At 68.0% G+C, this 13,793-nt stretch carries 14 protein-coding genes; 6 read left to right on the top strand and 8 right to left on the bottom strand.

Going from position 1 to position 13,793, the window contains the following annotated elements; all coding sequences use genetic code 11:
* The first annotated feature begins 50 nt into the window (after positions 1-50).
* Entirely contained in the window at positions 51-779 is a 729-nt protein-coding gene (locus tag DWV11_RS06455) for a VIT1/CCC1 transporter family protein (protein WP_115788056.1), read from the top strand.
* Between the two features lie 185 nt (positions 780-964).
* Positions 965-1,984 (top strand): aminoglycoside phosphotransferase family protein, encoded by a 1,020-nt coding sequence (locus DWV11_RS06450; protein ID WP_115788055.1) that lies wholly within the window; start codon positions 965-967, stop codon positions 1,982-1,984.
* 38 nt (positions 1,985-2,022) lie between these two features.
* Here DWV11_RS06450 and DWV11_RS06445 read toward each other — a convergent pair whose 3' ends face one another.
* Positions 2,023-3,417, bottom strand: coding sequence for a pyridoxal phosphate-dependent decarboxylase family protein (locus DWV11_RS06445; RefSeq protein ID WP_115788054.1), 1,395 nt, complete (start codon positions 3,415-3,417; stop codon positions 2,023-2,025).
* Between the two features lie 72 nt (positions 3,418-3,489).
* Here DWV11_RS06445 and DWV11_RS06440 point away from each other — a divergent pair, with 72 nt between their 5' ends.
* The gene (locus DWV11_RS06440) at positions 3,490-4,212 is read left to right on the top strand and encodes an alpha/beta fold hydrolase (RefSeq protein WP_115788053.1); all 723 of its coding nucleotides are present in this window, start codon (positions 3,490-3,492) and stop codon (positions 4,210-4,212) included.
* A 5-nt stretch (positions 4,213-4,217) separates the two neighbouring features.
* Here the strand turns inward: DWV11_RS06440 and DWV11_RS06435 are convergent, their stop codons facing one another.
* Together DWV11_RS06435 and DWV11_RS06430 are read right to left on the bottom strand one after the other, a co-directional pair.
* Positions 4,218-5,009, bottom strand: coding sequence for a sulfite exporter TauE/SafE family protein (locus DWV11_RS06435; protein ID WP_115788052.1), 792 nt, complete (start codon positions 5,007-5,009; stop codon positions 4,218-4,220).
* Positions 5,006-6,817: a proline--tRNA ligase gene (locus DWV11_RS06430; protein ID WP_115788051.1), complete on the bottom strand. Its 1,812-nt coding sequence runs from the start codon at positions 6,815-6,817 to the stop codon at positions 5,006-5,008. Before DWV11_RS06430 ends, DWV11_RS06435 begins: the two co-directional genes overlap by 4 nt.
* A 193-nt stretch (positions 6,818-7,010) precedes the next feature.
* On the opposite strand from DWV11_RS06430, the gene DWV11_RS06425 reads away from it, so the two are divergent.
* Genes DWV11_RS06425 through DWV11_RS06415 form a run of 3 tightly spaced genes read left to right on the top strand, consistent with a single transcriptional unit; the run spans position 7,011 to position 9,177 of the window.
* The gene (locus DWV11_RS06425) at positions 7,011-7,793 is read left to right on the top strand and encodes an ABC transporter ATP-binding protein (protein WP_115788116.1); all 783 of its coding nucleotides are present in this window, start codon (positions 7,011-7,013) and stop codon (positions 7,791-7,793) included.
* A gap of 11 nt (positions 7,794-7,804) precedes the next feature.
* Positions 7,805-8,548 carry an ABC transporter permease gene (locus tag DWV11_RS06420; protein WP_115788115.1) on the top strand — a complete coding sequence of 248 codons (744 nt, stop codon included), beginning with the start codon at positions 7,805-7,807 and terminating at the stop codon, positions 8,546-8,548.
* Positions 8,545-9,177, top strand: a complete 633-nt coding sequence (locus DWV11_RS06415) for a TetR/AcrR family transcriptional regulator (RefSeq protein ID WP_115788050.1) — start codon at positions 8,545-8,547, stop codon at positions 9,175-9,177. The genes DWV11_RS06420 and DWV11_RS06415 overlap by 4 nt, the downstream gene beginning before the upstream one ends.
* A gap of 42 nt (positions 9,178-9,219) precedes the next feature.
* Here DWV11_RS06415 and DWV11_RS06410 read toward each other — a convergent pair whose 3' ends face one another.
* The 5 genes from DWV11_RS06410 to DWV11_RS06390 all read right to left on the bottom strand — a co-directional run bounded on the left by DWV11_RS06410 (position 9,220) and on the right by DWV11_RS06390 (position 13,793).
* On the bottom strand, positions 9,220-9,957 hold the full coding sequence (locus DWV11_RS06410) for a hypothetical protein (RefSeq protein ID WP_115788049.1): 738 nt from the start codon (positions 9,955-9,957) through the stop codon (positions 9,220-9,222).
* Between the two features lie 73 nt (positions 9,958-10,030).
* A complete protein-coding gene (locus DWV11_RS06405; protein WP_115788114.1) occupies positions 10,031-10,915 on the bottom strand; it encodes a GNAT family N-acetyltransferase in 885 nt (294 codons plus the stop codon).
* Positions 10,878-12,044 (bottom strand): flavodoxin-dependent (E)-4-hydroxy-3-methylbut-2-enyl-diphosphate synthase, encoded by a 1,167-nt coding sequence (ispG, locus tag DWV11_RS06400; protein WP_115788048.1) that lies wholly within the window; start codon positions 12,042-12,044, stop codon positions 10,878-10,880. The genes DWV11_RS06405 and ispG overlap by 38 nt, the downstream gene beginning before the upstream one ends.
* Before the next feature lie 39 nt (positions 12,045-12,083).
* Entirely contained in the window at positions 12,084-12,377 is a 294-nt protein-coding gene (locus DWV11_RS06395; protein WP_115788047.1) for a YciI family protein, read from the bottom strand.
* 84 nt (positions 12,378-12,461) lie between these two features.
* Positions 12,462-13,793 (bottom strand): M50 family metallopeptidase, encoded by a 1,332-nt coding sequence (locus DWV11_RS06390; protein WP_115788046.1) that lies wholly within the window; start codon positions 13,791-13,793, stop codon positions 12,462-12,464.

Below are 13,793 nucleotides of genomic sequence, written 5' to 3'. Positions count from 1 at the left end.
CCAGCCTTGCTTTGCTGGCGCCGGCTGCCGCGGAGTGCTTGGCTTGAACCATGGCATCCACCGAAAGGTCCGCGCGCCACGACCGCGAACCGCACGACAACGACATCGCCCAACGCCTGAACTGGCTCCGTGCAGGTGTGCTCGGGGCCAACGACGGGATTGTCTCCGTGGCGGCAATCGTGGTGGGCGTGGCCGGTGCCACCACCAACACGGGCGCGATCCTGGCGGCTGGCGCGGCCGGCGCCCTAGGTGGGGCGGTGTCCATGGCGTTGGGCGAGTACGTGTCCGTCAGCAGCCAAAGCGACAGCCAGAAAGCCCTGATCGAAAAGGAGCGCCGCGAACTCGAGGAACAACCCGAGGAGGAACTGGCCGAGCTCGCCGCCATTTACGAATCCAAGGGCCTCAGCTCCGGCACAGCCTGGACCGTGGCGAAGGAACTGACGGCCCACAATGCGCTGGCGGCCCATCTGTCCGCCGAACTGAACATCGACGAGGACGGCATCGTGAGCGCGTGGCACGCTGCCTTCGCGTCCGCCATCGCCTTCACCCTTGGCGCGCTCCTGCCCCTGCTTTCGATCCTGCTGCCGCCACCGGCGCTGCGGGTGCCCCTGACCTTCGTGTCCGTGCTGGTGGCGCTGGCTCTGACCGGGGCGCTGGGCGCCTGGATCGGCGGCAGTTCCAGGACACGGGCCGCAGTCCGCGTGGTGGTCGGCGGCGCGCTTGCCCTGGCGGCAACGTTCAGCCTGGGCAGCCTGCTAGGGTCCACCGGGGTCATCTGAGGTGGTGCTGGGGCCAGTGTCCCCGGCACCTGCTGCATCCCTGCACCTGATTGCCGTTTCCGGTCGGAATGCCGGCAGCTGGAAAGCGACCGCGGGTGGCAAACGGGCGGGCGGAGTACGCAGGCCCGCCCGGGTTCCCTGGCCGGGGAACCAAGCAAGGGGACCGTGGGGATAGGCTGACGGGTATGAGCAGCGTTATTCCGGTGCCGGCCGATCTGCGGGCCCGCTATTCGCGTACCGCGGAGGGCAGGGCGTGGCTGGCTGCGCTCCCCGGCCACCTCGCTGCGGGCTTGGAGCGCTGGAACCTCACCCTCGACCTCCCCGTCGGTGCGGAGCCTTGGAACGGCCACGGCGGAATCGTGGTTCCGGTGCTGCGGGACGGGCAGGCCGCCGTGCTCAAGGTCGCGTTTCCCCACCCCGAAGCCTTGCCCGAAAGCCTTGCGCTCATGCTGTGGGACGGGCGCGGCGCGGTGCGTCTGCTCGAAGCCGACCAAGCCACCTGTTCCATGCTCCTCGAACGGCTCGACGCCGGCCGCTGGCTGCAGGATGCCCCGCTGGACCACGCCCGCGATGCCTGGGGAACGGTGATGCGGCAGCTCAGCATCGACGCCGGCGGCGGCCCGGGCTGGGAAGCGTTCGAGCACGCGGCGGCCAAGGCCGAACGCTGGAGCGATGAGCTTCCGGCCGACTGGGAACAGCTTGGCAGGCCGTTCCCCCGCTGGCTCCTGGAAGCGGCCCTCGAAGTGTGCCAGACCCGCGGCGCCGTAGGCCGGCGGGCCGGCAAGGACGTCCTGGTCCACGCCGACCTCCATTTCATGAACGTCCTGCCGCTTCCCGGATCTGGTCTTCCCGACGGCGGCAGCTACCGCGCCATCGACCCGCAACCGGTGATCGGCGAAGCCGAGTTCGGTGTGGCCCCCGTGCTGTGGAACCGGATCGCCGAGCTCCCGCAGTCCTCACCCGAACTGGCGCTGCTCGAGCGCTGCAATGACTTCAGCCACGCGGCGGGACTGGACCCGGAAACGGCGCGGCAATGGAGCCTCACCCGGGAAGTGGAAAACGCGCTGTGGTACGCCGCGAAGCCCGGGCACGAAGGCGATCTGGCCCGCTCCCTGTGGGTTGCCAGCACTTTGGCCGGGCGGACCCTGGATGGCCTGCCCGCCGCCCATGAACTGCCGGCTCCGGGCGGCGCCGCCCTCAGCTAACCGCGCCCCGCGGGCCAGCGGTCGCAGGCAGTCGCAGGCTAAGCCGTCGCGGCCGTCGCGGCCAGCGCGTCCCTGATCGTCTCGACGGCAATGTCCAGGTCGCTGCTGTCGGTGGACCAGTTGCTGACCGAGACCCTGAGGATGTCCCTGCCGTGCCAGCGGGAACCGGACATCCACACCCTGCCGTCAGCCATGATGTAGTCGGTCACGGCCCGGGTGCGGACGTCGTCTCCGAAGGCCAGCGACAGTTGCGTGTAGACGACATCGTTGAGCACCTCGACGCCGGGCACGCCGGCAAGCCGGGCTGCCAGCTCGGCCGCACAAGCCGCGCGTCCGGCAACCAGGGCACGGACGCCGTCGGCCCCCAAGGAACGCAACGCGGCCCAGACCGGAACCCCGCGTGCACGGCGCGACAACTCCGGCGACTTTTCCATCGGGTCTCCTGGCCCGTGGCTGTCCTGCGGCAGGTACTCGGCGTGCATGCCGATGGCGGGGCGCAGGGCGGCGACGTCGCGCACCACCACGATGCCGGCGTCGTAGGGCGCGTTCAGGGTCTTGTGGGCGTCGGTCCCCCAGGAATCGGCCAAGGCCACCCCGTCCCACAGGTCCCGCAGTTCCGGCACCGCGGCTGCCCAGAGCCCGAAGGCACCGTCAACGTGGACCCACGCGTCGTGTTCCTTCGCTGCGGCGATTGCTTCGCCGAAGGGATCGAAGGCGCCTGAATGGAGGTTCCCGGCCTGCAGGCACACGATCGCGGGATCACTGCCGGCCTCGAGCGCGCGGCGCAGTGCAGGAGCCTCGATTCGGCCCTGGGCGTCTGCGGGCACCACTTCAGGCGCGCCGAGGCCGAGGAAACGCAGCGCCATGTCCAAGCTCTCGTGGCGTTCGGCCCCGGCCAGGACCCGCAACGCCGGGGCACCGTTGAGGCCCTTGGCGTTCACATCCCAGCCGGCGGACTCCAGCTGACGCCAGCGGGCCGCCGCCAAGGCGGTGAAGTTGGCCATGCTTGCTCCGGTGGTGAAGCCGACGTCGGACCCCTCCGGGAGGCCCAGGAGTTCCAGCAGCCACTGGCCTGCGGCGTGCTCGATTCCCGCCGTCGCGGGCGTGGCAAAGCGCAGCCCGGTGTTCTGGTCCCACGCGGAGACGAGCCAGTCGGCGGCCATGGCCGAGGGCAGCGTACCGCCGATCACCCAGCCGAAGAAGCGGCCGGACTGCATGGCCATGAGTCCGGGTTCGGCGTTCCGTGCCAGGAAGTCGACGAGCTTTTCCGGGTCCATTCCCTCGGCCGGCAGCGGCCCGCCAAACACGGAACTGATCTGCTCGGCCGTCGCCGAGGGCCTGACCTGCCGCGCCGGCAACGCTTCCAACCACGCCTTGGCGTGCTCCGCCGCGCGCCCGAGGACCCGCTCATATTCACCGGAATCGGCCCACATGGGAGCATGCTACGCCTGTGCGCTACGGGAAAACATGGCTTCCTGTCAGTGGCCCGTCGTAGGGTACGGACCATGGAAATCATCCTTGTTCCCGGGTTCTGGTTGGATGCCTCGTCCTGGTCGGAGGTGACCCCTCCGCTCGTCGACGCCGGCCACAGGGTCACGCCGCTGACCTTGCCGGGCCTTGAGTCGGTTGATGCCCCGCGTGCCGGAATCGGCCTGCGGGACCATATCGACGCGGTGACTGCTGTTGTAGACATGGCGGATGGTCCGGTGGTGCTGGTGGGCCATTCGGGCGGCGGAGCAATCATCCACGGAGTACTCGATGCCCGCCCGGAGCGGGTGGCCCGGGCGATCTACGTTGACAGCGGACCACTCGGCGAGGGCGGCGTCATCAACGACGAACTGCCCGCTGAAGGCGACGGGATCCCGCTGCCGCCGTGGGATCTGTTCGACGACGCCGACCTGGTGGATATGGACGCAGGGCTCCGCGGGATGTTCCGTAACCGCGCCATTCCGCAGCCCAAGGGCGTGGCCTGCGACAAGCAGCACCTGCAGGATGAGCGGCGGTACAACGTCCCGGCCACGGTCATCGTCTGTGAGTTCCCCTCCGCCATGCTCCACGAATGGATGGCGGCCGGTTCGCCGTTCACCGCCGAGCTCGCCCGCATGAAGGACGTGGAATACGTGGACCTGCCCACCGGCCACTGGCCGCAGTTCACCCGTCCGGCAGAGCTCGGCGCGGCCATCCTCGCCGCCGTCGAGCAGACCGCGGATGCCACCGGGGCCCGGTAGCGGCCCTAGGCCAGGTCCTGCCAGACGTCGATGCTGAGCTTGATGATCAGGGCGGCCACTACCAGCAGGAAGACCACGCGGACGAAACTGCTGCCCTTCTTCACCGCGGTCCGGGCGCCAAGGTAGCCGCCGGCCATGTTGGCCGCACCCAGGAGCAGGCCGACGCCCCACAACAGGGAGCCGTGCGGCAGGAAGAACAGCAGCGCGCCGGCGTTGGTGGCCATGTTGACGATCTTGGCCTTGGCACTGGCTTCGAGGAAGGCGTAGCCCATCGCGGAGACGAGTGCGATCACCAGGAAGGAGCCGGTTCCGGGGCCGATCAGCCCGTCGTAGAAGCCGATCACCGCCCCGATCAGGCACGCCACCACGTAATGCCTGTGGCCGTCGTGCCGGAGGGCGGTAAGCTCGCCCGCGTCGGGCCGCAGCGCCGTGAACAGCGCGACGACAACCAGCGCCACCACGATGATCGGCTTGAACACTGCGGCGGGCAGGTTGGCCGCGAGCAGCGCCCCGCCGAAGCTTCCGGCGAGGGCGATCACGGCCATCGGCACGGCCGTCTTGAGGTCCGGGCCCACCCTGCGGTAATAGGTGGTGGCGCTCGTGGCGGTGCCGAAGATGGAGCCCATTTTGTTGGTGGCCAGCGCCTGGACCGGAGTAATCCCCGGGACCAGGAGGAGGGCGGGGAGCTGGATCAGTCCCCCGCCACCCACCACGGCGTCAACCCATCCGGCGGCGAAGCCGGCCACCACAATCATGACGAGCGTGGCGGCCTCGATCGATTCGAAGCCGGAAATCACTTCTGGCGTACGGCGTTGACCACGTAGTCCACGGCCTTTTCGACGGCGACGTCCTCGGCCTCGCCGCTGCGGCGGTCCTTGATTTCCACCACGCCGTTCGCCAGGCCCTTGCCGACAGCCAGGATGGTGGGCACGCCCAGCAGCTCGGCATCGCCGAACTTCACGCCGGGGGAAACCTTCGGGCGGTCGTCGTAGATGACCTCCAGGCCGGCGGCCTCGAGTTCGGCCGAGAGCTTCTCCGCGGCGGCGAAGATTTCCTCGCCGCGGCCGACGGCAACGACGTGGACGTCCGCGGGCGCCACCGAGCGGGGCCAGATGAGGCCGCGGTCGTCGTTGTTGGATTCGGCCAGGGCCGCCACGGCGCGGGTGACACCGACGCCGTAGGAGCCCATGGTCACCACGACCTGCTTGCCGTTCTGGTCCAGGACCTTCAGGTCCAGGGCTTCGGCGTACTTGCGGCCGAGCTGGAAGATGTGGCCCATCTCGATGCCGCGGGCCAGTTCCAGGGGACCGCTGCCATCCGGGGCCAGGTCGCCTTCGCGCACTTCGGTGGCCTCGATGACGCCGTCCCAGCCGAAGTCGCGTCCTGCGACGAGGCCGAAAACGTGCTTGCCGTCCAGGTTGGCTCCCGTGACCCAGCTGCTGCCGGACACGATCCGCGGGTCCACGAGGAAGAGCAGCTTGGAGCTGCCTTCGAGTCCGAGGACGGGCTCGTCCAGGGACAGGCCGGGGCCGATGTAGCCCTTGACGAGGGCCGGGTTCTTCTTGAGGTCCTCTTCGTTGGCCGCTTCCAGGCCGATCTCGCCCGCGACCGGGAGGAAGGCCCCGATGTTGGCTTCGACGCGCTTGAGGTCCACGGCGCGGTCGCCGGGGACGCCGATGACGACGATCTGGCGCTCTCCGGTGGGCAGGGTCACGGCGAGGACGACGTTCTTGAGGGTGTCCGCGGCAGTCCATTCGCCGCCCTCGGCCTCGCTGCGGGGGGCGAGCTCGTTCGACGCGGCGACCAGGGTTTCGATCGTCGGGGTGTCCGGGGTGTCCAGGACGCGGGCTGCGGGAGCGTTGCTGAAGTCGATGGCCTCGGGCGCCACAGTGGTGACGGCTTCGACGTTGGCCGCGTAACCGCCGGCGGAGCGGACAAAGGTATCCTCGCCGATCTCGGTGGGGTGCAGGAATTCCTCGCTCTTGGACCCGCCCATGGCACCGGCGGTGGCGGTGACCGGGATGACTTCGAGGCCCAAGCGTTCGAAGATCTTCAGGTAGGCGGCGCGGTGCGCTGCGTAGCTGGCGTCCAGGCCGGCGTCGTCCACGTCGAAGGAGTAGGAGTCCTTCATGATGAACTCGCGGCCGCGGAGGAGGCCGGCGCGGGGACGGGCTTCGTCGCGGTACTTGTTCTGGATCTGGTAGATGCTCAGGGGCAGGTCCTTGTACGAGGAGTACAGGTCCTTGACCAGGAGGGTGAACACTTCCTCGTGCGTGGGGGCGAGCAGGTAGTCGGCCTGCTTGCGGTCCTTGAGCCGGAAGATGCCGTCGCCGTACTCGGTCCAGCGGTTGGTGGCCTCGTACGGTTCCTTGGGCAGCAGGGCCGGGAAGTGGACTTCCTGGGCGCCGATCGCGGTCATTTCCTCGCGGATGATCCGTTCCACCTTGCGCAGCACACTCAGGCCCAGCGGCAGCCAGGTATAGATACCCGGAGCGGCACGGCGGATGTAGCCCGCCCGGACCAGCAGCTTGTGGCTGGCGACCTCGGCGTCGACGGGATCTTCACGCAAGGTGCGCAGGAAAAGCTGGGACAGGCGAACGACCACGGGCAAAATCCGTTTCTGTGGCAAGGGGTGGCAAAAACTACTGACTACTAATCTACCGGCTGGCCGCCCGCGTCTTTGCCGACCGCCAACGCCCGGGCTGCGGTACAGAAGGCGCACAGCGGTCCATTGACCGTGGAAAGCGGCGGGTCTACCTTGAATTCATCAGCTGATGAATTCTTTTCCGGAGGTCGCCATGAACCGGCACGTCGCAGAACCAGCAGGCGTTGCTCCGGCCGTCGAGGCCAGCGGAGTCCACGTCAACCGCGGCCGGACCAGGATCCTGCGGGGCCTGGATTTCACCATCGGTGCCGGGCGGATCACAGGCCTGCTGGGCCCCTCGGGCAGCGGCAAAACGACGCTCATGCGGGCCATTGTGGGGGCGCAGCGGCTCTCCGCCGGGTCCGTCACCGTGCTGGGCCAGCCCGCCGGCACCGCCGCCCTGCGGCACGACGTCGGCTATGTCGCCCAGTCCCCCAGCGTGTATCCGGACCTCAGCGTCGAAGCGAACGTCCGCTACTTCGGCGCGATGCACGGCGCGACGGCGGCCGACGCCGCCGAGGCGATCGACGCCGTCGGGCTCAAGGACTTCGCCCGGCAACGGACCGTCGACCTCTCGGGTGGCCAGTTGAGCCGCGTGTCCCTGGCCTCAGCCCTTGTCGCACGTCCCAGGCTGCTGGTCCTGGATGAACCCACCGTGGGCCTGGACCCGGTGCTGCGCGCCGAGCTCTGGGAGCGTTTCGCCGCGATGGCGGACGCCGGAACCACACTGCTGGTTTCCAGCCACGTGATGGAGGAGGCCTCGCACTGTTCCTCCCTGCTGCTGCTGCGCGAGGGACTGCTGATGGCCAGCCTCACCCCGGCAGAGCTGGGCGAACGCGGGCGCAGCGCCGACCTCGAACTGGCCTTTCTGCAGCTGATCCGGGACGCCGAACGGGCAGCCTCCCCAACTGACCGCAATGAAAGCCAGGTGGCCTGATGAATCCCCGCATGATGCTGGCGACGAGCTGGCGGGTCCTGGACCAGCTCCGGCACGACCGCCGCAGCATCGCGATGATCCTGGTGGTCCCGGCCTTGCTGCTGACCGCCGTGTACTACCTCTACGAGAACGAAACCCTGCCGCCGGGGGTGCCGCGGACGTTCGACCGTGTTGGCCTGATGATGCTGGCGATCTTCCCCTTCGTGGTGATGTTCCTGGTCACCTCGATCACCATGCTGCGGGAACGGACGTCCGGGACCCTGGAACGCCTGCTGACGACGCCGATCCACAAGGCGGACCTGCTGTTCGGCTACGCGATCGCGTTCTCGATCATGGCGGCGCTGCAGTCGCTCGTGGCGACGGCGGTGGCGTACTGGATCTTCGGCCTGGACATCAAAGGCAGCCCGGGATACGTGGTGATGATCGCCGTCATCAACGCCGTCCTGGGAGTGGCCTTGGGCCTGCTGTGCTCGGCGTTCGCACGGACCGAGTTCCAAGCCGTTCAGTTCATGCCGGTAGTGGTGGTACCGCAGATCCTGCTCTGCGGACTGTTCGTGGCACGGGACCGGATGAACGATGTACTGGAGAACATCTCCAACGTGCTGCCTCTGACGTTCTCCGTGGATGCGTTGAAGGAGATTGCGTCCAACAGCGAGGCCACCCGGCTGATGTGGGATGACGCGACGACCATAGGGATCATCGTCCTCGGGGTCCTGGTGCTGGCCTCGCTGACCCTTCGGCGGCAGACCCGATGAGCGGGCTTCCCTCGCTGCGCGGTCCCGTGCCGTCGTCCCGCAGGGGCCGCCGCGTCGGCACCAACGATTCGCGCGAGCTCATCCTCGCCACCGCCCGCAGGCTCTTCGCCGAGCACGGTTTCGACGGCACCAGCATGCGCCAGGTGGCCCGCGAAGCCGGAGTGGATCCGGCCCTGGTGCACCACTTCTTCAAGGGCAAGGACGAGCTTTTCGCGCTCAGCGTTGATCTTCCTGCCGATCCGGCTCAGGTCCTTGCCGGCGTCGAGTCCCTCGACCCCGGGCAACGCGCGGAGGAAATCGTGCGGGCCGTGCTGCGGCTGTGGGAAAGCCCCGCACAGCACAGCCTGGTGGCGTTCCTCCGCGGCACCATCGGTTCGAAGGCCAAGACGGCGATGCTCCGCGAGTTGGTGTCCCGCACCATCCTGCAACGCATCATGGCGGGGCTGCCGGGTACCCCGGAAGAACGCGCCCTGCGCGGGAACCTCGTGGCCACCCAGGTGGTGGGCCTGATGCTGGTACGGTACGTGGTCCGGCTTGAGCCCCTGGCATCGGCCGAGCCGGAAGACGTCGTTAGCCTGATTGCCCCGAACATCCGGCACTACCTCGCGGAGCCGTTGGAAGGTCCGTAAGGTGCGCAGGATGTCCGGGGTGGGGACAGCGGTGGCGGACGCCTACTTGATTTGGGCCGCGATGTCGTCGAGGGTGGCGGCGGCCTGCTTTGTCTCCAAGGCGATGTTGCCGGCACTGACGTAGATGCTATTGATCACGACGCCACCCTTCATGGCCGTCACCATGACTTGCGTTATCACGCCCATGCTCGTGGTACTGGTCGCCTTCACGGCGAAGGAACCCGGGGTTGCCGTGGCAACAGGGACCTCCACGACGGAAGACTCCGCCTTCTGGCCCGCCACTTCAATGACAACGTGACCGCATTTCTTGCTCTGTTCCTTGTTCTTGGCATAGAGGGCCGCGAGCTTCGCCTGATCCACGCCGGAGACGAGGCTCACTGTCTGGACCGGTGAGGCGCTGCCCGACGGCCTCGAGGTGGCAACCGCCATGCTTGCCCCCTGGGTTGCCTCGAAGCCGCCCGTGAGGGCGGCTCCGCCACACACTGCCGGGGTGACTTTGATCGACGTGAGCATCTTCTTGGCCGCGGCAATTCCCTGCTCGAGTTGCGCCGGCGGCATCGCGACGAACGGTGACCCTTCGGCGTTGTCGACACTTTCGAACAGCTCCGCCAGCTCGGCATTCGTGTACTTCTTGAATGCGACGGTGGGCGTGGGTGTCGGTGTGGGCGTCTGGCTGTGGACCGGCGCTGACGACGGCGCGGGTGCAGGTGCCGCGCAGGCGGAAACAGACAGTGCGGCGGCGGCCGAAACGGCCAGGACAATACGATGTGCGTTAAACAAGATCCCCCCAGAGGATGCGAACGGGCCGGTTGGCCTGCAATGTGGCTGCAGTTTTCTGGAGCGCCTCCCTGCATTAATAGAGCACAGTAGCGAACGTTCCCAGTTGCTGGAATCCCACCCGTTCATAACTTGCCCGCGCGCGCAGGTTGTAGTGGTTGACGTAGAGGCTGGTGACGGGGGCCAGGGTCCGTGCGAGCAGGACGACGGCGGCCATGTAGCCGGCGCTCAGGCCCTGTCCGCGGATCGCGGGATTGAGCCACACGCCCTGCACCTGGCTCACCTCGGGTGTCACGGCGCCGAGCTCGGCCTTGAAGAGCACCCGGCCCCCGTCGATATGCACCAGGGAGTGTCCCTGCCTGATCAGGCCGGCCACCCTCCGGCTGTAGAAATCCTCGCCGCCCAGGAACGGCGAATAGCCGACTTCTTCTTCGAACATCGCAGCGCACGCGGGCAGGATCAGCTCGAAATCGGCCATGTCGCCGAAGCCGAGCTGCGGGTTGGCCGGGATGGCCGGTTCCCCGGTGATCGCCAGGAGCGGCTGGTCGGCGCGCACTTCGTGGGCCAAGTGGCCGTGCGGCTCCAGGGCTTTATGCAGTGCGAGCACGGTGCTGGCGGGGCCGAAGATCGATGCGTAGCGACGGCCGGCCCGGTGCACCGCCTCGGCGATGTACGGGGCCAGCCCGGGATCGAGCTGGACCGGGACCAGGTTCGCCCCGGCCCAACAGGCACCCAGAAGGGTGCCGCCGTCGAACACGCCGAAAATCCGGGCGCCCGCCGCCGTCGGCGAGGCACTTCCGTGCGAACCCAGCTGGGACAGAATGAACACATTCGCCACCGGGTCTTCCAGTGCAAGCGCGCGCAACTGCGCAGTATCGGCGCCCTCCAGGATCCGGACGTTCAACCCGTCCGGTGCAGTCTCGTTACGAGACGCTAACCACGGGGCTACCCTTGACAGCATCTTCGCCATCGGCCTCCCCCATCTCTTCGGCGATACGCATGGCCTCTTCGATCAGTGTCTCAACAATTTCGCTTTCGGGGACAGTCTTGATGACCTCACCCTTCACAAAGATCTGACCCTTGCCGTTGCCGGACGCCACGCCCAGGTCGGCCTCGCGGGCCTCGCCCGGGCCGTTCACGACGCAGCCCATCACGGCCACGCGCAGCGGAACCTCCATGCCCTCCAGGCCCGCGGTGACCTGCTCGGCGAGGGTGTAGACGTCCACCTGCGCCCGGCCACAGGACGGGCAGGAGACGATTTCCAGCTTGCGCGGGCGCAGGTTCAGGGACTGCAGGATCTGGTTGCCGACCTTGATTTCCTCCACCGGCGGGGCGGACAACGACACCCGGATGGTGTCGCCGATGCCCTTGGAGAGCAGCGCGCCGAAGGCGGTGGCGGACTTGATGGTGCCCTGGAAGGCCGGGCCTGCCTCGGTGACGCCAAGGTGCAGCGGCCAGTCGCCCTTCTCTGCGAGCATCTCGTAGGCGGCCACCATGACCACCGGGTCATTGTGCTTCACGGAGATCTTGAAGTCGTGGAAGCCGTGCTCCTCGAACAGGGAGGCTTCCCAGACGGCGGACTCGACCAACGCCTCGGGAGTGGCCTTCCCATACTTCTTCAGGATGCCCGGTTCCAGGGAGCCGGCGTTGACGCCGATCCGGATGGAGGTGCCGTGGTCCTTGGCGGCCCGCGCGATTTCCTTGACCTGGTCATCGAACTTGCGGATGTTGCCGGGGTTCACGCGTACCGCGGCACATCCGGCCTCGATGGCCGCGAACACATACTTCGGCTGGAAGTGGATGTCCGCGATTACCGGGATGTGCGACTTGCGGGCGATGATCGGCAGCGCCTCGGCGTCATCCGCCGAGGGGCAGGCCACGCGCACGATGTCGCAGCCGGCCGCCGTGAGTTCGGCGATCTGCTGCAGGGTGGCGTTGATGTCCGTGGTGGGCGTGGTAGTCATCGACTGCACGCTGATGGGCGAATCGGAGCCAACACCAACGGACCCCACCTTGATCTGGCGCGTCTTGCGGCGCGGCGCAAGCACGGGTGGCGGGGCTGACGGCATTCCCAGGCTGACCGAGGTCACGTGGACTCCTTGGGTTGGGGTGGATCGGGGGAGGGTTCGCTAGGAAGCGTGCTCGGCGAGCTGGCCGATCACGGGGTTCCAGGCGCTGGTACGGATGCCGGCCAGGCCCTGGGCCACGGCGTAGGGATCCTGCTTGAGGATGGCGTTCAGTTCGCTTTCGTCGGCGGCGTTGACCAGGATCAGGGCACCGGAGCCGTCGGCGTAGGGACCGGAGGCCAGCACGGTTCCCTGCTCGGCAAGCTCTGCGGCCCAGGCCCGGTGGGCCGGACGGTGCTCGTCGCGCACTGCGGCGGACTCGGCGTCGTAAACGTACTCAACAGCGAAAACAGTCATACCGCTACCCTATCGCCAAGGCCGCACGGGAGCGGACTCCGGGCCGGTGGTATTCCGCACGCAAAGGCCCGGCACACGGGAAACTCAGCCAAAGAGGTTCACCGGTTTGACGATGTCCGCGTAGATCAGCAGGGCACCCATCGCCATCAGCAGGGCGGCCACCACGTAGGTGAGGGGCAGCAGCTTGGCGATGTCGAAGGCACCGGGGTCCGGTTTACCGAACAGCTTCGCGATGCGGCGCCGTGCGCCCTCGTACAGCGCGCCGGCGATGTGGCCGCCATCCAGCGGCAGCAGCGGAATCAGGTTGAACACGGCCAGGGCGAAGTTCAGCCCGGCGAGCAGGCCCACCAAGGTGGCCAGGCGCGCCTGCACGGGGACTTCTTCCATGGCCGCGACTTCGCCCGCCACCCGTCCGACGCCCACCACGCTGATGGGGCCGTTGGGGTCCCGCGGTTCGGAGCTGAAGGCGGCCTGGGCGACGCCGGCCACGCGGGCCGGGAGGTTGAGGATGACGCCGGAGATCTGTTTGATGTTCTCCCCCGCCATGGGCAGGACGCTCGACGCCGGTTGGGGCACCAGGGCGGTCTGCGAAGCGATGCCGAGGAAGCCGACTTCCTGGTAGAGGGGCCTGCCGTCGGCGCCCTTCGCCTGCCGGCCGTCGTCGCCGATGACCGGGCGGGAGGACAAAACAGGGGTGACCTGGGAGGTGACGGTGCGGCCGTCCCGTTCGACGGTGATGTCCACAGTGCGGCCGGCGGAGGCGCGGATCCGGGCGCTCAGCTCCGGCCAGGTGCCGGCGTCCTTGCCGTCGAAGCTGAGGATCGTGTCGCCGGGCTTGAGTCCGGCGAGGGCAGCGGGGGTCGGTTTGCAGGCCGCCGAATCCGGATCGACCGTCTCGCCTTCCGTGACCTGGCACTTCGAGACATCCGCCAGGGTCGTGGTGGGCGTGGAGATGCCGAAACCCATGAGCAGCACCGCGGTGAGCGCCAGGCCGATCAGCATGTTCATGGCGGGGCCACCGAGCATGATGATGATCTTCTTCCAGACCGGCAGCTTGTAGAACACCCGGTTCACGTCGCCCGGGCCCACCTCCTCGTGCGCCGCGGAGCGGGCTTCGCTGGCCAGGGTCTGGAACATGCCCGTGCTGGAGGGCCGGACGCTGCCGTCCTCCTTGTTGGGCGGGTACATGCCGATCATCGCGACGTACCCGCCCAAGGGAAGTGCCTTGAAGCCGTACTCGGTCTCGCCCTTGCGCCGGGACCAGATGGTGGGCCCGAAGCCGATCATGTACTTGGTGACGCGGACCTTGAACAGCTTGGCCGGAAGCAGGTGGCCCACCTCGTGGAGGGCAATGGAGACCGCGACGCCGAGGGCGACGAAGACGACTCCGAGGATGAAGAGAATGACGGGACTCAT

It is taken from the genome of Arthrobacter silvisoli (assembly GCF_003369445.1).
Lineage (GTDB): Bacteria > Actinomycetota > Actinomycetes > Actinomycetales > Micrococcaceae > Arthrobacter > Arthrobacter silvisoli.
Note: the sequence above shows the minus strand (reverse complement) of the source record. Positions and strands in the feature narration are given on the sequence as shown.